Origin of the sequence: Pseudomonas sp. MAG733B (assembly GCF_036884845.1) — a bacterium.
Classification (GTDB): Bacteria; Pseudomonadota; Gammaproteobacteria; order Pseudomonadales; family Pseudomonadaceae; genus Aquipseudomonas.
Genome location: NZ_CP145732.1, coordinates 2,891,307 through 2,909,923, shown reverse-complemented (window position 1 = coordinate 2,909,923; position 18,617 = coordinate 2,891,307). Strand labels below are relative to the sequence as shown.

The window sequence follows — 18,617 nt, the reverse complement described above, 5'->3', positions numbered from 1 at the left end:
GATCAAGGCTTCCCGACGGTAACGGTGGTAGCGATCGGTGCGCTCATGCCATTGGCCCGAACCTCTTCGACTTCGACCTTCGAGCGATCCGGCGCCTGGATGTGCATGCTGGTCTCGGTGCCGGTAGGGAACTCCATGTCCGACGGGCTCTGGTACGGCAGGTTGCGCACGATCCGTGGCGTGATCGACAACACCAGCTCGGATTTGCTGACGTCGTCCTTGTTGCTGCCGAACAACCGTCCCAGGCCGGGAATGTCACCCAGGCCAGGAATCTTGTTGCCGGTGCTGCCATGGTCGTTGCGCATCAGGCCGGCAAGGATCTGGGTTTCGCCGTCGTGCAGGCGCAAGGTGGTTTGCGCGTTGCGGGTATCGACCTGGACCGGAATCGTGCCCTGGCGGGTCGGTTCCAGCGGTGTGGCGTTGCTGACTTCCAGCGCCACTTTGATCGCCACTTCGTTGTTCAGGTGCACGGTTGGCTGCACTTCCAGTTTCAAACCGACATCGAGGTAAGTCACGCTTTCGGTGATCACCGGTCCCTGAGTCGACGGCACCGAAGTGGCGCTGATGATCGGCACGCGCTGACCGATGTGGATGCGCGCCTGCTCGCGGTTGCTGACGCGGATCACCGGGCTGGCCAGGGTGTTGATGTCTTTGTCCTGCGCGTTGATCTTGGCCTGTGGCGACGGCGAAATGGTGATCCGGCTGGAGTTGATGCCTTTGAGCTGATCGAGAATGGTCACCGCCGAACCATCGCTGTTGACCACACCGAAGGTGTTCGGCCATTGCAGGCCCAGGTCGAGAATCCGCTGGGTGGCGACTTCCATCACTTCCACTTCCAGCACCACTTCAGGGTTGGACTGGTCTTGCGATTGCAGGAGTTTCTCGGCCATGCGCACGGCGTCGCCGGTGTCGCGCATGGTCAGGGTGTTTAGGCGTTCATCGACGAACACGTCGCGGGTCTTGAGCATGGTCTTGATCATGTTCAGCGCGGTGTTGGCATCGATGCTGGTCAGGTAGAAGGTGCGCATCACCAGCTCTTGATAATCCTTGAGCTTCTGCGGCGAGTCCGGGTAGATCAGCAAGGTGTTTTCGTTCACCACTTTCTGGTGCAACTGGTTCTGTTGCAGCAGCAGTTCCACGGCGTCTTCGATGCGCACGTCACGCACGAAGATCGTGGCTTTCATGTCCGGGCGCAGGTCCTTGTCGAAGATGAAGTTCAAACCGGCAACCTGGGACAGCACTTCGAAAATGGTTTTCAGGTTGGCGTCGCGAAATTCCAGGGTCACCGGTTTGTCGAGGCGAGTGCGCAGTTGTGGATAAGGAATCACGTTGCGACTCTGCACCAGGCGAATGTTGCCTTGCAGTTCCAGCGCGCCTTCGTTGTTCGGGTCCAGTTCGAGGATCTGCCGCACTTGGCGCTCGGACCCGTAGATGTCGCCCCGGCGCAGATCGCCACGGGCCAGTTCGAGTTTTTCATCGAGGCTGCGCATATGTTCCAGTTGACGCATGGCGTCCTGGGCGCGGCGGTTGTTCGGCTCGATGGTCAGCACCCGTCCGTAACCCATGCGCGCCGAAGCGAAATCGCGCTGGGCGCGGTCCATCTCAGCCTGGGTCAGCAGCGCGGTGATCGCGCGGGCACGGGCGGTGTTGAGGGCAATGTGCAGTTCGGTGTCGCGAGGGTTTTCGCGCAACCCTTCCTCGATCCGGGCCAGCCCGGCTTCATACTGACCCTGTTCGATCAGGTCAGAGGCTTCTTCCTTGGCGACCTGCGCCGAGCTGCATGCGGCCAGCCCTGCACAAAGGCACAGGCTCATCAGCAAACGGGACTTGTTCATTGCGCGCTCCCCACAGACAACGTCTGGGACAAATGCAGAGGCAAATAGACCAGGCTCAGTTCCAGATCGGAAATCCCCTCGATCTTCCATGTTTCGTCGATCACATCCCCTTTGCGCACGACGTAGATCTTTTCGCCGCTCTGCAAGAACACTTGCAGATCGGTGCGGTCATCCATGCGGCCAATGAACTGGAAAGGCATCGGCGGTGCAGTGGGGGCCTGCACGACTGGAGCAACGTTGACGGGTTGTTCGGTGACGCTGGCAAGCGTTGGCGCAGCCTTCCAGCTGCGGGCGGCGAACAGGTCGCCGGCCGGGCTCAGGTCCTTGATCGGCGCTACCGCTGCGGCGGCTTTGGCGGCCGACGACGTCTTGCCTTTGGCAGGCGTGGCGACGGCGGCGACTTCCACGTCACTGTCATCGGCCTGCTTGAAGTAATCGGGCAACCAGATCAGCGCCGCCGCAACACCGAAGAACGCCACCCAACCCACTACGCGTTTGGTATTCATCATGACCTCGACAGGTAAAGGGTCATGCGGATCCGGCCGGTGAGGTCGGTGTCGGCGATCTTCTTGCGCTGGAACTCCACGTCCTCCACCACCACCGCCGGCAACTGGCCGAGCAAGGCGTGCAGGAAGCGCCGCAGTTGCGGGTAGCTGCCACGCACCGGCAGCAGAATCTGATAACGGGCCAGGTGCGTTTTCGGATCGATGCCCAGCGAGTACTCGCCTCGCGCCAGGGTGATGCGCTCCTGAGCGGCCAGCGCGTAGATCTTGTCGATGGCCACGGTGGCCTGCGGCTGGGACGGCAACTTGCTGCGGAAATCATCGAGCTGGCGCTGCGGTACCACTGGCGCGGCCACGGTGCCGTCTTCGACCTTGGCCAGGTACTCGCTGGCTTCGCGGGTCTGCTGGCTCAGGTGCTGCAACGATTGCCAGTCCGGCAGCAAACCGGCCAGGCCGTAAGTCAGTGCCACAACCAGCACCGCCAACCCTGCCAGGCCCGGAACGCCGAGGCTTTGCAGGTATTCGTGGACGATCAATCTAGGGATTTGCATCGCCAATCTCCCAGGTAGCCGACAAGTTGAATTGCACCGGGTGTTCCGGCACGTTGGCGACGATTTCGTGGCTGAGCAGCGACACATCGGACAGCTCGTCGCTGGCTTCGAGGCGGCGGTGGAAGTCGAGCATGGCGTCCAGGTCCCGCGCCTCGGCACTGATCCGCACCTGGCCTTTGCGGGCATCCGGGGTCAGGGTCAGCAAGGCAATGTTGTCGCGTTGCATGGATTCGAGCGTGGCGAACAGGCGTTCCCAAGGGCGGCGCAATTGCTGCGAGACCTTGCGCATCTCGGCCAGGTTCTGTGCCTGTTCGCGGGTTTCCGCCGGGGTCAGGCTGACCTTGCTGCCGGTGTCGCCGGTGAGCACCCGTTGCGCGGTTTGCAGGTGACCTTGCTGTTGTTCGGCCTCCCCGCTGAGGTGTTGCTGAATCACCATGCAGGTCAGCGCCAGCATCACGCCTGCGGCCAGCAGGCTCCAGCCCAGAGGCGTCGAGCGGCGGCGTGGCTGAAAGTCGAGCATCAGGGCGCGCATGTCAGGCCACCGCCCGGGACATGACGTACAGGCAATCGTGTACGGCTGTCCGGTCCTCTTCAAGGGTCCGCAGGTGCACACCGGGAACGTCCGGGTGCGAGTCGATGCGCGCCGGGGCGTGCAGGTAAACATTCAGTGGCCGTTCGCTGGTGGACGCCTGCAACTGGCTTTCGCGGCCGATCAGCGCGGTCAGCGCGGCATCGCTGTCGCTGCTGCCCACCGAACGCACCGCCGCCCAGCGACCTTCGCGCGCCACCAGCATCACACTGCGCACCGGCTCGGCGACCACGAAGAGGAAATCTCCGGCGTCGAAGCTTTTATCGAAGTGGTTGAAGGCCGCCATCAGGTACGGCTGCACCGAACGCAGGCGCAAGCCACGCCCCGTGACCAGAGTCCGCAGGCGTTCCAGCAGGTCTTGCGGCAGCGCCGTGGCGACCCGGTCGTAGCCGGCAGGTTCGGCCGAGAGCACCAGGTTCCAGGGTTGACTCGGGACACCATAGAGGTCTTCGAAGCACAGTTGGGCAAACCCGCGCAGTTCTTCGGGGCTGCTGATCTGCTCGCTCCAGGGCACCAGGCAAAAGCGGCTGAAGTGCCCGGAGATCACCACGGTCAATTCCGCACCGGCGCGGGCATGTTCGCCCAGCAAACGGTCGAGGGTTTCCAGGGCCACGGTCCAGGCCTGAAAGCCTTCGTCGATGTAGCCGACGCTACCCAGCCACAGGGTTTGACTGCCCTTGCGCTGGCCGAGGCCGACACCACTGGCGCCGAGGACGGCGACAAATTGCTCACGAGATAAAAGTGACACGATTGATCTCCTCGAGAGTGGTCCGGCCTTGTTGCACCAGTTCCAGCGCGGATTCGCGCAACAGGCGCAAGCCACGTTTGCAGGCGTGGGCCTTGATTTTCGAAATGGGTTGGCGCTCGACGATCATTTGCCGCAGCTCATCATCCAGGTGCAGCAGCTCGGCAATCGCACTGCGCCCGCGGTAACCGGTGCCACGGCAATGGCCGCAGCCCTTGCCATGCACGAACTGGTAGTGCGCGACGTTTTGCGGATCGAGGCCGGAGGCTTCCAGCTCTTCTTCGTTCGGCGTGTAAGGGGCGCTGCAGCTGACGCAGACCAGGCGAATCAAGCGCTGGGCGAGTACCGCGTTGAGCGCGGAGACCAGGCTGTAAGGGTCGATTTCCATCTGGGTGAAACGGCCGATCACGTCGAACACGTTGTTGGCGTGAATGGTGGTGAACACCAGGTGACCGGTGAGTGCCGATTGCACGGCGATCTGTGCGGTGTCCGGATCACGGATTTCACCGACCATGATTTTGTCCGGGTCGTGACGCAGGATCGAGCGCAGGCCACGGGCGAAGGTCAGGCCTTTCTTTTCGTTGACCGGGATTTGCAGCACGCCCGGCAGTTGGTATTCGACCGGGTCTTCGATGGTGATGATCTTGTCCACGCCGTGATTGATTTCGGTGATCATCGCGTACAGCGTGGTGGTCTTGCCGCTACCGGTGGGGCCGGTGACCAGCACCATGCCGTAGGGTTCGGCGGCCAGGCGGCGCAGTTGGCGCAGGGTTTCTTCTTCGAAGCCCAGGGCCTGCAATTGCACACCGCAGACCTTGTCGGCGAGGTCCTGTTTGTCGAGCACCCGCAGCACGGCGTCTTCACCGAAAATGCTCGGCATGATCGACACCCGGAAGTCGATCTGCCGGCCGCTGATGCCGATCTTGAAGCGACCATCCTGGGGCACGCGTTTTTCGCCGATGTCCAGTTCGGCCATGACCTTGACCCGGGAAATCACCTGTTCGGCGAACTCGTTGCCCTGGATCTTGCTGATGTTGTTGAGCACGCCATCGATGCGGTACTTGATCACCAGACCGCTGCCGGTGGTGCCCAGGTGAATGTCGCTGGCGTGCATTTTCAAGGCGTCGTACAGGGTCGAGTTGACCAGCTTCACAACGACGCTGGAGTCTTCGCTGATGCTGGTCAAGGACAGGCTTTGCAGGGTATCGATTTCGGTGCTGCCGTCAGACTGGGCGTTGAGCGACTCCACCGCGTGGAAGCTTTCTTCGTGGCGGGCCAGGTAGGCTTTCAGGTCGTCGGCGTGCACCAGGTACAACGGCGCGCCGTGCAGGCAATCGTCGATCCAGGCCAGACGGGCCGTGTCGAAGGGGTCGGCGAACACGCCGATGACCGCGTCGTCGTGACGCAGCAGGGTGAATTCGCGCTTGAGGCATTGGGCCAGGGTGACCCGATCGAAAACCGGCGTGGCTTGAAACAGGCTGTCGGTGTCGAGCACCGGGTAATGCAGGGTAGCGCCCAGGCACTGGATGAAGGGCATGGGGGCCAGTTCGCAGAGCTCACCGAGGGCTTGCAGAACCCGCTCGCCGGAAGTGGCGGCCAGCGACCGCGCCTGAGCCAATTGCTCACTGGTAAACCGGGTCGGTACACAGTCCAGCGGCACAGCATCGACGACAAGTGATAGACGGTCCATGGCTTGCTCTCCAACGCCCGGGGCTTTGAGCCCTGTCGGCGCGGCGAGCTATTTCGGCGGGGGCCGGAACGTCTTGTCGCGCCACTACTCCCCGGTGAGCAATTGTTCGTCGTCTGGCGCTGTGGAGGCCGTGGTACTTCGTCGGCGATCTGCAAGCACCCAACTACCGTCGTACAACTGCAGCGGGAAATTTTCGGTCCTGCTCTGGCGTCGTTCGACGAATCCTTCGGATGTGCTCATGCCCGCTCTGGGTTCGCGCTGTTTCCCTAGAAGATCCAGCACTGCCCGGGCCAATTCCGCCAACGGAAACGGTTTGAACAGGATGTGGCTGACTCCCAGTTGCCGGGCCCTTTCGCAAACCTCTGCGGTGGGGTGCCCTGTGATCAGCACAAAATGACAATTCCTGTTCTGGCGGACGGCATCGAGCACCTGAAAGCCTTCCATATCGGGCAAGCGGTAATCGAACACCATCACATCGGGTGCGAAATCGTTAGCTTCAACGATTCCTTGCGCACCGTCGTGAGCAATCCGGACGTCCAACTCTTGCGCCTGCAGGTAACCCTGGAGGTTTTCTGCAAGAAGTTGTTCGTCGTCAACAACCAGTACTTTGTTTAACAAGGTGGACTCCTTGAAACCGCAGGTCCGAATACCGAACCTGGCGGAGTGCGCGCCTTACGAGGTCTAACGCACACTTCATGCCAGGCTGAGCGCCGGTAATTTTATGTATTCATGTCCTTGAATTTAAAAGCAATGCCTTTTCGTCCACATACCCCACCCCCCAAAAGCGGGGAAAACCGATCGGATGTGGATTGATGCTTTTCCCCACTTTTGGGGGAATGCTCAATCGTCGTCAATCCGTTCGATCCGATTGCTGGAACGCAGCTGCGCCAGAACCTGTAGACGCGCCTGAACCTGTTTCTGTCGGGCAAGGTAAGCCCGAACCATGTCAAGTCCTTGCTCCTCTGTGACATCGGCTGCCTCCATTCGGTTCTGTAAATAAATCAAATGCCATCCCACCGCCGTGCGCACCGGTTCACTGACCGCGCCGGGCGCCAGGGCAAAGGCTGCCGCGTCGAACTCCGGCAGCATGCGACCCCGTGGAAAATAGCCCAAATCACCGCCCTGGCTGGCCGAAACGTCCTCGGAACCGCTCCGGGCGACGCTGGCAAAGTCCTCGCCCTGAGCGATACGCGTACGCATTGCCTCCAAGCGTAGTCTCGCGGATGAAACAGTGGAAGCCTCCGCGCCCTGAGGCACTTTGATCAGGATATGCCTGACCTGGATCTCCTCGGGCCTCTTCATCTCGGCGCGGTGCTCTTCGAAAAACGCCCGCACCTGTTTTTCGTCCGGCTCGGTGACCTTGGTCAGTTCGGCAAACATCTGCTGGGCCGTCAGGTCACGGCGGGTGTATTCGATGTAGGCCGCCTCATCGAAACCGGCGTCTTCCAGGCGCCGGGCGAACACTTGCGCGCCGCCCATCGCCTGACGGGTCTGGTCGACCTGGCTTTGCACCGTGGCATCGCTGATCACCACGCCGCGCTTGACCGCTTCCTGCCAGAGCAGCTCCTTGTCGATCAAGGCGTCCAGTGCCGCCTTGCGCAACTGCTTGTACGCGCTGGGGCTGCGGATGCTGGCGACTGCCCGGCCCTGGTCTTCCAGGTATTCGGCGAAATAACGCTCGAGGCGCATCTGCGAAATTTCCTCGCCATTGACCCGCGCCGCCACCTGGCCATTGCTGCAAAACGCAGCGGGCACCCATAACGTCAACAGGATCAGCACAGTGTTGAGTTTCATGTTCGGCCTCCGGTCAGGGCATGGCGGCAATGGGTTTATAAGGGGCAACCAGATAGAAACGCTGGTCGGGCAGGTCCACCGTGACCACATGGGCACCGCTCAGGCCCTGGCGGCGGCCCGGTCCGAAGCTGATCAGCGGGGTCAGGCCGGTATCGAAGTCATGCAGGCCTTCCAGCGCGTTGACCAGTTTCTCGCGGCTGGCATCGCGCCCGGACTGCTTCATGCCTTCGCTGAGCAGCATCATCGAACTGAACGCGCCGACTTGCAGGACCGCGTGCTCGCCACCGAGTCGCTGGCGTTCGCGCAACTGGGTCAAGGCCAGGCGACCGGCGATCGTCCAGTCACTGGGCACGAACGGATACGCGAGGAACACCCGTCGCGAAAAACCACTGGGCACTTGCAGCAAATCACCCGCCACCTGATTCGATGCGGCAAACAGGTAAGGCACCTGCCCCGCTGTGTTCAATCGCTCGGCCAGGTGACTGAAACCGCCGCTATTGCCCAGGTAAAACACCGAGCGCGAACCCAACGGCAATTCGTCCTGCGCCGATTGATAGATTTGCAGACGGACTTTCTGCCAGGCGTTGTCTTGCAGGTACTTGGCGAGATTCTCTGCTGCCAGCCGCTGGCCGGGCTCGTCCGGGTAGGCGATCAGCGTCGGCCCCTGCAACACTCGCAGGCTCGCGGCCGCATAGTTGGCCAGGGCAATCATCTGCTCGCGCAGCCCCGGCAACGGTTCGAAAATCTGCCGGCTGATCGGGTTCGTGCCTTGCAATGACAAAGGTCCGATCAAAGGCACACCGGCCTGCTCCAGGCGCGGCGCCAACTCCGAGTCGAGCACCGGCACCAGCGGAGCGATCAGGGCGAACACCTGTTCCTGTTCGATCAGTTGGCTCAGTGCCTGCTCGGCGCTGGCCCGATCCGGACCGGGATCGAGAATGGTCAGGCGCAACTGCCGGCCATGAATCCCGCCCGCCTCATTGATGCGCGCGATACACCCCCTTAGCACCGCCGCCACCGTGACGCCCTCCTCGCTCAACGCCCCGGTACTCGGCAGCAATGTGCCCAGATGCAGGCTGTCGGGGCTCAGGCCCGGATCACGGTCATCGGCCAGGCGCTTGAGGTACGCCGTGAGGTTGCGTTGATCGTTCATCGACAGCACGAACTTCGGCATGGCCGGGTCGAGTCGATTGTTGCCGGGATCGCGCCCCTCCTGCACCGCCCTGGCCAAAGTGCCGTCGGTATACGCCGGGTAAGTGCGCCCGTTGATCTGCTGCTGGCCATAGGTGCTGGTCAGCCGCGACCAGGTCAGGTCCGGTGGTCGCACCCCGCCCTCGGGACGCCCGAGCCCATCGGCGCCGTGGCAGTTGGCACACGGCAGGCTGGTGGCCGGCAGCACAGTGCCCGCCGCCCCGATCCGCGCCATGATCGGCTCACCACTGGCTGACACGCCCTCGCGGTACAGGCGTTTGCCGGCGCTTTCGCTGGGGCTCAGCGGCAGGGCCTGGGCAGTCAGGCTGAGCACGAGCAGGCCGAGGATCAGGGCGATTTTCATGGTGCGGACTCAGCGGCCAGCCACGGGCATTGTCAGCAACTGCAAGCGCTGGGCAATGGCGGCGGCCGGGGCGTCGGGACGGATTTTGCTCCAGCGTTTGTTGGCCACATCGCCAACAATCAACTGCGTGGAGTGCTGCTCGGGGGACGGAATGATCTGGCCGATGCGGGCCAGGACCACGTCCATTTGCGCTTTGTCGCCGGTAAGAAAAAGCCAGTGGGGCCCATCGACGCCCTGCTTCAAGGTGTAAGCCTTGAGTACCGCAGGAGTATCCCGCTGCGGATCACTGGTAAGGGAGATAAAGGTGATGCCGTCCGCCTTGTCGCCCAGCACTTCACGAACTTCCTTGAGCTTTTGGGTGATCAACGGGCAGGCATCGGTGCAACTGGTGAAAATCACATTGAGCAGCACCACGCGGTTCTGCAACGCGTCGCTGTAGAAACGCAGGGTATTGCCGTTCTGGTCCTGCAACGGCGTGTCGGTGAACCAGGTTTTGGCATCACGCGTTCCGCCCGCCGGTTGCGCCGCTGCGACCGCTGCCGGCGCTGTGGCAGGCGCCGCTTGCTCATGCTGCTCATGGGAAAAGGCCAGGAAACTGATGATGCAGAAGCACATCGTCAGGAAGATCAGGGCGAGCGCTTTCATGGTTGATGCTCCATGGCGATGGCAGTGTGCTTGGCGTGGGCGTTGCGCTGGCCGCTGAGTTTCTCGACTTCACGGCTGAGCACCATCGGGTCGGTGAAGCCGTAGTAGCGAGTCCAGTGGCGGCTGTTGCCGTCGCCCACGAGGATCAGCGGCTGGTGGTTCTTGAAGTCGCCGCTGAAGCTGCCAAGGCCCTTGAGCGTTTCGTTGACCGACTGCGGCGAACCGGTGAGCCAGCTCCAGCCCGGGCCGTTCTGGAAGGTGCGGGCGTAGTCGTTCAGGCGCTTGGCGTCGTCGCGTTGCGGGTCGATGCTGATCGACACCAGTTGCACTTCGGTGCCGACCCGTGCGCCCAGCTGTTTCTGCACCTTGCCCATGATCGACGACACCACCGGGCACACCGTGGTGCAACTGGTGTAGATGAAGCTCATGACCACGATCTTGTTGCTGACCAGGTCTTTTTCCAGGCGTACGGTCTTGCCGTTCTGGTCCACCAACGCCACGTCGGCGAACTTGACCTGGGCGCTTTCCGAACTGGCACTTTTCGCCGGGGTGTGGCCGGCGTGCTCATCGGTTGAATGAGCCAGAACCTGGCCGATACCAACCGCCAACAGACACAGAGTCAGCAGTCCACGGTGTGCAAATCGCTTCATATCGATGTCCTCTCAATGAGTTTCGCCGGGCAGCACCCGAACGCTGGCAAATGTCTGGTCGCCGAAATCCGCACCCAACGACGCCGCACGGACGTGCAGGTACCAGGCGCCTTTCTGGTCAAGCGTTACCGGGGCTTCATAAACGCCGTTGCCGACGTCCAGTGCCGCGACTGCCTGAGGCCGGGAGGATGGCGCCAGGAAGTAGCGCACCTGAACGTCCTTGACCCCGCTGCGCTGGGTTTTCTGCTTGCCCTGGACGATGCGAAAACGCACTACGTACGGGCTGCCCAATGCGGCCGTGGACTTGTCGAGCATGAACTCGACTTTCGGCGTGCCGACCACTTGCGCGACATTCGGGTTCGTCTCAACCACGGTGCTGAAGCAATGGATGATGTTCGGCTGGTTGAGCAGGAACGCCACGTCGAACCGCCCCGCCGTCGGCAGTTTGATCCGCGCGCTGTACAGCCCCGGCTCGACTTCGCGCAGGCTGCGGTCGATGACCAGCGCTGCCCGCGCCACTTGCCCGCGATTGGGGTAGCCGGACATCGGCGCGTTCATGCCTTCGGCGTAGAAGTAAGTGGTATTGTCGGTCGGGTTGACCACAAACACCGCGTTGTCGTCCCGCGACACCGCCAGGCTCGATGCCAGCGGCAGGTCGCCGGCCAGCCGTGGGGCCTTGGTTCCGGCTTCGAAACCCTGGGTAATCGGCTTGCGGCCTTCACCGAGGGACGACAGGTTGATCATCGTCACCTTGGACGAGGCCAGCCCGCGAATGTAGGCATAGGCCTTGGTGAACACCACTTGGTAGGGTTCGGCGGACACGTCCAGTTCATGGATCAGCGCATCGTTGGCCGCGTCGATCACTGAAGCCTGGTTCTCCAGGGTATTGAGCACGATGCCGAAACGCCCGTCGGCGCTGAAGCCCATCGGGCCGAGGCCCTGTTTCAGCTTGATCACCCGTCGCACCGACTGGCTCGCCGCGTCGACCACCGTCACCGTGCCGTCCTTGCCATCGGCCACATACGCCGCCCCGGACAGCGGCGAATACACCACCGACAACGGGTGCGAACCGGTCTTGAGCTGTTTGAGCAGAGTCAGGCTGGCGACATCGATGATGCTCACCGTGCCGTCGTCGCGGTTGGTGACGAAGGCAAAGCGGCTGTCCTTGCTGAAGGCGATCTCGTGGTGGCCGCCGCCGGTGGCCAGGTGCTTGAGGGTTTTCAGGCTGCGGGTGTCGATGACGGTGACCCCGGATTGCTCCGCATCCTTGGCGTTGTTGCCGACCCACAGCAGGCGCTCGTCCGGTTGCAAAGCCACGCGCACCGGGTTGCTGCCGGCCGCGACCGAATCAAGCAACTTGAATTGTTCGGTGTCGATCACCGCGACTTCACCCGCGGTCGGCATCGACACGAACACACGTTTGTTATCGCGCGGGGTGACCCAGTCCATCGGCGCTTGCTTGATGTCGATCCGCGTCATGGTGCTGGTGATGCCGCCCACCGACACCGACGGGTCCACCACCGAAACGCTGGCATCGCGGTTCATCACCAACACGAAATAGCTGTTGAGATCGAGCAACGGCCGCGCGCCGATGCTTGATTTGAGGAACACCCCGACCCGGGCTTTGCAGCTTTGATCGCGACCCTGGGCCTTGTCGGCGGCGACGGTTTCCGGGTCCACCCAGGCGCCGGGTGCAATACCCGACAGCGGTTGTCCGGAAGTCTTGTCGGTGACGCGAAATTGCACGTCGGCGAACTCACCCTCACGCAGCACGCCGTCCTCGGCCAGCGCCTTCACATCGAGCGCCACGGACACGCCATCGCGCTCAAGGGTCTGGCCGGTCCAGGTGTTGGGCAGCGCCACTTGGTTGAGCAAGGTCGGCGGCGATGTGCGCGATACCCCGAGCCAGATCAACGCCCCTGCGACGACGAGCGCACAACTGGCGAATGTGATGGTCCTGTTCATGGCAAAACTCCCCTTCAGATCTGTGTCTGCCTATCCAGCATGCCTACCTTTGTGGCGAGGGAGCTTGCTCCCGCTGGGCTGCGCAGCGGCCCCAAAACTTTTGCAGTCAATGCAGATTTTGTGAGTGCTTTGCACTCAAGCGGGAGCAAGCTCCCTCGCCACAGATAGTCATTACTTGCTCCATCTCTCGATTACGGCGCAGGCGCCGGTTCCGGCTCGTTGGTCACCCGCAACAGCCCCCACAACCCGGCGGTATTACCGAAGGACGCGTTGTCGCGGTACAGGTAGTCCCCCGCTATCGCATTGCTGCCCCCGGCGCTCGGGTGCATGAAGCTGAAGTGCGCCGCCGGCAACACGCTTTCCCGGGCGCCGATGTACATCGACATCGGGTTGTAGCCGAACTTCACCGAACCAATCCCCGGTGTACCCGTCGGGTAACCGCCCACATCGCTCTTCTCCGACACGAACGGGTTGACCGACCAGACGTGACCATCGAGCTGGAAGGTCGAACCGCGACTGCCACCGGACGGCATCAGGATGTGCGTACGGAACGGTTGCCCCGGCTTGACATAGAACACTGGCGTTTGCGGATCACCGCCGACCAAGGCGTTGCTGTAGGCCATGTGCGCGTTCGGCACGTCGCCGTAGGTGCCAGGGCTGCCGGCGTGGCCGAACGGAGCATCCGGGGCCAGACCGAAGCGGAACCACATCGGTTCGATCTTGTAGTTGATGGCCATGCTCGCGTTGTCCTTCGGATCGTTCGGCACACCGTTGCCTTCCGAGGCAATGCCTTCCACCGGCCGGCCATTGGCCCAGCGAGTGTTCAGGGCGCGCTGCCAGACCATCGCAAAATCGCGGTAGACGGTCTGGCCCGGCGCGGTCACTGTGGCCGACGCGCGCTTGGCATCTTCAACCCAGGTGGAACCGATCGGCAGGACACTCATCGCACCGCCAAGGCCTTTTTGCGGTTGCTTGATGACGTCCGCCGGGGTGAAGTTCAACCCGCCGAACTCCACCGCCGTGGCGTTGATGTTGTCGACGTTGCGCCCCAGTTGGGTGATCGGTTTGCCTTCACGTTCCAGGTGCCCGGCGTAGTACTGATAGGTACGAGTCGGGTACGCACCGATGCTGCCGACGCGCGGTGGCACGGTCTGGATCGGGTTGGCGCCGACGTTGGCACCGTCCGATTTGGTGATGTCATAAGCCAGCAGTTGCGCATGCAGGCCGACATGGCTCGATGGCCGCAACAGGTTGTTGTTGAAGGTGGTCGAGCCCATGCCGTCGTTGCGGTCACGCTTGGCCAGGCCTTGCATGATCGCGGTCTGGGCCAGGTCCGGCATCACGCTCGGCAGACGGTTTTCCAGGGTGATGTTGATGCAATCACCGGCCGCCGCACGCAGGATCAGCGGTTCGACAGGCACACCGGGTTTCAACTTGCCGGTGATCGGATCGAGGTCGCCTTTGCGCACATACAGGATTGCGGTCGGGTCATGCAGCGGCCCGCTTTGTCCGCCGATGGTGAAGGTCTCGCCATCTTCAAGATCGGTCACTGTGACCTGCGGAATGCTCACTGGCCGCGAGTTCAGCACCAGGGTGCCGCCCGCCGGTTTCAGCGGCCCGCCGACATGCTGGCCGAGACCCGCCGGGTCAGCGATGGACAGGCCCAGCGGATTGCTGAGGATGTCGTTGGCCAGCGCCGCGACCACTTCATAGTTGCGCTGCACGGTTGGCCGGGTGCCGATGCCGTTCGGGTTGACGCCAATCCGTGGGCAGATGCCGTCGAACGCCACGGTGTTGCGCATGCCGGTCGGTTTCGGATTGTTCGGCACCGCGAACAGGTCGCTGCGTTGCGCGGTGTAGTTGCGCATCACGCCCCAGATGCCGTTCCAATAACCCTCGATGGACGCGTCCATGGTGTACAGGTAGTCACCAGTGGTCGCCGCCGCGCTGGAGATCATCGACACCGGCGCATTGAAGCCCATCTGCTCGGAGATCCCGACCATCTGCGACGCGCGCCAGCCCGAGTTGGAGCTGTTGCCGAAGCCGGAACCGCTTTGCAGCCATTTCACGCCGTGCAGGGTGACGTTGTGCTCTTCTTCGTGACCGCCGGCATGCACCCGCAGCCGCACGTTGTCACCGGTGTAGGTGCGCAGCATCGGCGTGAACGGATCACCCGGTTCGGCGCCGCCACGGTTGATGTGCGGCGGGAACAGCGTGGTGCCGCCGGTTGGGCCGGTGGCCGCGGTGATCAGGTTCGGCGCCAGGTTCATCGCCGGGATCGCACGGTCGGTACGGCTTTGCATGGCATACGCCAGGTCGCCGCCCAGGCCATCGGCCTGCATGCCGCGCTTACCGTCCGGGCCGACCTTGTTCGGGTCGTACACCCGCAGGGCCAGCGGTTCGTTGCGGTAGTTGACGACGAACATGCCAGGGTCATCCACCGAGATCGCTTGCGGGCATGGGCGGCTTGGGCAGCCCGGTTTCACCCCGCCGCGCAGCTCGACAACCGCTTCAAGCAACTCGCTGGTGTTGTCACGCACCGGTGGGTTGATCGCGTAGCGGAAGCTGTCGGCCGTGGCCGGGAACGCTTGCGGGTTCGGCACGCCGTTCGGGCCAGCGCCGACGTACACACCGGCTTCATAGGCGTGCTGGAAGTCGCTGTATTCGAGGAAGAACTCGCGGAAGCTGTCGTTCTTGCCGTCGCCGTCCAGGTCACCGGTGGAAATCACCGCCTGCCACGAGGTCGGCCCGCCGTCCTGCCGCGCGCCGCTGTACAACGGCTCGCCGGTTTCGGCGTGGAACCAGGTGGAACCGGCCGGTTCAGCCAGTACGGTGGCGTACAGGCCAATCTGTTGGTGAGTCGATGGGCCGAGGTGGTCGTGGGTAAAGATGGTGCCCAGGCCACGGTCGACGCCATAGGTGTTCACCACCGGATCGACGAACCAGCGCTGCATGGCTGTCCGCGCGCCCACCCAATCAGCCCGGCCGTATTGACCGAAGAACGGGTGATTCTTGGCTTTCGGGCAGGCCGGGGTGCCGTCACGCGGGTCGGTGCCTTCGCACTGGTTGAACTCGCGGATGGCGTGGACGCGTTCCTGCACGGCGCCTGGGGAGAGCACGCCGTCTTCGTAGTTCCAGCCGTTGGACGAACCATCGGCGGACACCAGGTCCCACTTCGGCAGATGAATATGCTGGCCGATCACGTCGGTCGGCGTGCGCACCTGATAGTCGTCCATCTCGTAGGTGGCCGGAATCAGGTTGGTTTGCTGGTACTGCACGCAGTCGAAGGTGTTCATGCGCATCACCAGAGGTTCTGGCGGACGCTGCTTGGTGATCACCGGCCAGGCGTCTTCCCACAGGGCGAGAATGCGTGCTTGCGGGAAGTGGTAGCCGACCTTGTTGTACACCGCGTCGAACTGGATGTTCGCCGCCTTGTAGACCCGCGGACGATCCGCGGTGAAGGTCGAGGCACCGATAAACGACATACCGTCGAGGCGCTCGCCACTGATGAACTCACCGGTGCCGGCGCTGCTGGTCAGGCGTTTTTGCCGGTCATCCATGCACGGTTCGTAGTACGGCGCACCGGCCACCGGCAAGGCGCCGTTGGTGCGGAAGTTGCGCGCCACGATCTGGTTGCCTGGCAGTACGGCAAAGCTTGGGTGATCTTTTTTCGCGTGGAAGGCCATGGCCGCTTGTTCGACTTCCGTGCCCTCTTCCGGCATGTAGATCGGTTTGGCCCGGGTCACAGTCTTGGAGAAGTCCAGCGACGTGGTGATGGTCTCGGCTTCACCACCCTCGGACACACCGCCCAGGGCATGACGCGGCAAGCCGCCGTTCCAGCCGCCGGACTGATTAGGGTCGAGGTTGGCCCACAAGGCTTTACCGCTAGCCTTCAAGGCCTGCGCCGTGGCGGCATCGAGCATGTCCAGCGGTGGAGTTGGTGGGCGTTGGCCGACCGAACTTTCCATGCCGCCGATCCAGAATGGATAGCCAGGGTTTTTCAGGGTGCCATCGGCGTTGCGGTTGGCTTCGCTGCGATCGACCAGCGCCAGCGAGCCAATTGCTCCGGTGACACCGCCGTCGTGATGCTCGCCGTCATCGTCGCCTGCTTCATCGTCATCGTCGTCGTTGGCAGCCACCAAGGTTTCACCGATTTTCGGCACGACCGCGACTTTGCCCGGCATCGGCGGCATGGCTTTGCCTGGTAGTGGAACGACTGCCGGAATGGGCGTGCCGGCAACGATTTCGCCATCGGGCAAGGCCCGTGCATCCGCCGCCGGTTTACCGCTGCGCAAGGCATACGGTTCACTGTGGAAGCCGTCGGCGCCTTGTTGCGACACTTCGAGTTTGGTGCCTTCTTCAAACACGTCGTGCACCCGCCACATGGCCCACATGCCCTGGGCAAAGTGCGGGTAGAAGTGGCAGTGATAAATCGCATCGCCCGCGACCCGGTTACGGTTGCCCGAACCGCCGTTGGCGATTTCATAGGTGTAGCCGGCGCCCGGCCCGATGCCTTGGGCATCCACGTAGTCGGAGTTGTCGTCATTAGGGTTGAACAGCCACTGATGGCCGTGCAAGTGGAAGATGTGGTGTTCGTAGCCGTTGTGCGTGTTGCGGAATTTGACGAAGTCACCGATGTAGCTGTGGGCGACGTTCGAAGGCTCCGACGGATACAGCGCGGTGGTCGCCTTGACCCCGACCTGATCGGCGTTCGGTGTCTGGCCGGGCGTGATGCCTTCCAGCCCGGCGTTGGCCGGTACGTCCACCAGCATCGCCACGTCGCCGACGGTGTGGGCACTGAGGAAGAATTCTTCATAAGCGCAGGAAAGACAATCGTGCATCGGCCCCACGCCCAAGCGGTTGGCGAGCACCTCGGCACCCATGCCACCAGCGCCATAGTTGATCATGAACGAGTCGCGAGTCGGCTCGAGCACATGGGCCATGACCGGGTCCGCGAAATAAGCGGGGAACGCTTGGGTGACTGCGGTTTCATCCTGGAACTGCGCGGAGAAATCGCGGAACGGCTCAAGGCGATTGGGGATGGCCGGGTTGCGTTTGCCCAAGGCTTCAAGCGGATAAGTGGAGCTTGGGAAACTGCCGTCGGCGTTGCTGCCCATGACGATCGCATCGGCTTCGCTGGAGATGATTTCATTGCCGTCGACCATGTTGATGATCGGCTTGCCGGCCTTGCCTTCGCGGATCCACGGCTCGCGTTGCGGGTAGCGTGCCTGGTAATCAACGATCGGCTGACCGGCCGGTGTGCGCCCGGTGCTGGCCAGACGCATTTCTTCTTCGGTAATGGTGTTGCGGTAGTTGCGACCGCCCTTGGGCATGACCGCCACCTGGCCGAACAGACCATTGGCATTGTTGCCGGCCGCGCCCTCGCCACCGAACGTTGCGCCACGGCTGCTCACCACGAACGCACCTTCGCGTTCGGCATACAGGGTGTAGGAACGGCTGGCGCCGGGGGCGACCAAAGTGTTGGCGTTGCGCCCGGTATAGGACGCGATGTCATCGATGCTGTTGACCGCTTGCATGCCGTTGACCTGGAAGCCGACGTGACGGTCAGCCACTTGTTCGTCGGCCTTGAACTGGGTCGCACCGTCACCGATTTCGATGCCTTCTTCCTCTTCACCCTCTTCCTCTCCACCGCCATCGCTGTGGGAGCCGGGGTTGGGCTGGTAGGCCAGCAGGTTTTGCAGGTTGACGGTCAGACAGTCACCGGCAGCCACCCGCAGCACCAACGGACGCGGACGCTTGTCGGGCCGCAGGGACACTTTGCCCGGCACTGCCGCGCCGCCCTGCTCCAGAGAGACCTGACGGTCATCGACCACGTCGCGTCGCAGGGCGAACATCATGCCGTTGACGTTCTGCGCCCCGAGGCGGTTGAACATCAGCGGCTGATCCAGCGCCACGACGTTGGCCACCAGGTTGCGTTCACAGCGCGCAGCTGCTTCGGCAATCTCGATGCCGAGCATCGAAGCGGCCAACAGCAACCAGGGGAGTATTTGTGGAGCGTGGTAAATGCCGGTCATGATCACGGGCCTCACTGTGGGTGCTCACAGGGAATAATTCTCGACAAAACCCTTTGAGCA

At 62.7% G+C, this 18,617-nt stretch carries 13 protein-coding genes; all 13 read right to left on the bottom strand.

Annotation, left to right across the window (positions count from 1 at the left end; genetic code table 11):
• Positions 1-2: 2 nt before the first annotated feature.
• Positions 3-1,835, bottom strand: a complete 1,833-nt coding sequence (locus V6Z53_RS13435; RefSeq protein ID WP_338585998.1) for a secretin N-terminal domain-containing protein — start codon at positions 1,833-1,835, stop codon at positions 3-5.
• The gene (locus tag V6Z53_RS13430) at positions 1,832-2,341 is read right to left on the bottom strand and encodes a hypothetical protein (protein ID WP_338585996.1); all 510 of its coding nucleotides are present in this window, start codon (positions 2,339-2,341) and stop codon (positions 1,832-1,834) included. The genes V6Z53_RS13435 and V6Z53_RS13430 overlap by 4 nt, the downstream gene beginning before the upstream one ends.
• The gene (locus V6Z53_RS13425; RefSeq protein WP_338585995.1) at positions 2,341-2,889 is read right to left on the bottom strand and encodes a GspMb/PilO family protein; all 549 of its coding nucleotides are present in this window, start codon (positions 2,887-2,889) and stop codon (positions 2,341-2,343) included. The genes V6Z53_RS13430 and V6Z53_RS13425 overlap by 1 nt, the downstream gene beginning before the upstream one ends.
• Positions 2,876-3,421: a PilN domain-containing protein gene (locus V6Z53_RS13420; protein WP_338585994.1), complete on the bottom strand. Its 546-nt coding sequence runs from the start codon at positions 3,419-3,421 to the stop codon at positions 2,876-2,878. Before V6Z53_RS13420 ends, V6Z53_RS13425 begins: the two co-directional genes overlap by 14 nt.
• A 1-nt stretch (position 3,422) precedes the next feature.
• Entirely contained in the window at positions 3,423-4,226 is an 804-nt protein-coding gene (locus tag V6Z53_RS13415) for a hypothetical protein (RefSeq protein ID WP_338585993.1), read from the bottom strand.
• Positions 4,207-5,913, bottom strand: coding sequence for a GspE/PulE family protein (locus tag V6Z53_RS13410; protein ID WP_338585992.1), 1,707 nt, complete (start codon positions 5,911-5,913; stop codon positions 4,207-4,209). The genes V6Z53_RS13415 and V6Z53_RS13410 overlap by 20 nt, the downstream gene beginning before the upstream one ends.
• Before the next feature lie 84 nt (positions 5,914-5,997).
• Positions 5,998-6,531: a response regulator gene (locus V6Z53_RS13405; RefSeq protein ID WP_338585991.1), complete on the bottom strand. Its 534-nt coding sequence runs from the start codon at positions 6,529-6,531 to the stop codon at positions 5,998-6,000.
• 222 nt (positions 6,532-6,753) lie between these two features.
• Positions 6,754-7,707 (bottom strand): peptidylprolyl isomerase, encoded by a 954-nt coding sequence (locus tag V6Z53_RS13400; protein WP_338585989.1) that lies wholly within the window; start codon positions 7,705-7,707, stop codon positions 6,754-6,756.
• 13 nt (positions 7,708-7,720) lie between these two features.
• A complete protein-coding gene (locus tag V6Z53_RS13395) occupies positions 7,721-9,262 on the bottom strand; it encodes an ABC transporter substrate-binding protein (protein WP_338585988.1) in 1,542 nt (513 codons plus the stop codon).
• 9 nt (positions 9,263-9,271) lie between these two features.
• Positions 9,272-9,907 carry an SCO family protein gene (locus tag V6Z53_RS13390; protein WP_338585987.1) on the bottom strand — a complete coding sequence of 212 codons (636 nt, stop codon included), beginning with the start codon at positions 9,905-9,907 and terminating at the stop codon, positions 9,272-9,274.
• On the bottom strand, positions 9,904-10,557 hold the full coding sequence (locus tag V6Z53_RS13385) for an SCO family protein (RefSeq protein WP_338585986.1): 654 nt from the start codon (positions 10,555-10,557) through the stop codon (positions 9,904-9,906). Before V6Z53_RS13385 ends, V6Z53_RS13390 begins: the two co-directional genes overlap by 4 nt.
• Positions 10,558-10,569: 12 nt before the next feature.
• The gene (locus V6Z53_RS13380) at positions 10,570-12,522 is read right to left on the bottom strand and encodes a YncE family protein (protein WP_338585985.1); all 1,953 of its coding nucleotides are present in this window, start codon (positions 12,520-12,522) and stop codon (positions 10,570-10,572) included.
• A 191-nt stretch (positions 12,523-12,713) separates the two neighbouring features.
• Positions 12,714-18,557 (bottom strand): manganese-oxidizing multicopper oxidase MnxG, encoded by a 5,844-nt coding sequence (mnxG, locus tag V6Z53_RS13375; RefSeq protein WP_338585984.1) that lies wholly within the window; start codon positions 18,555-18,557, stop codon positions 12,714-12,716.
• Between the last annotated feature and the right edge of the window lie 60 nt (positions 18,558-18,617).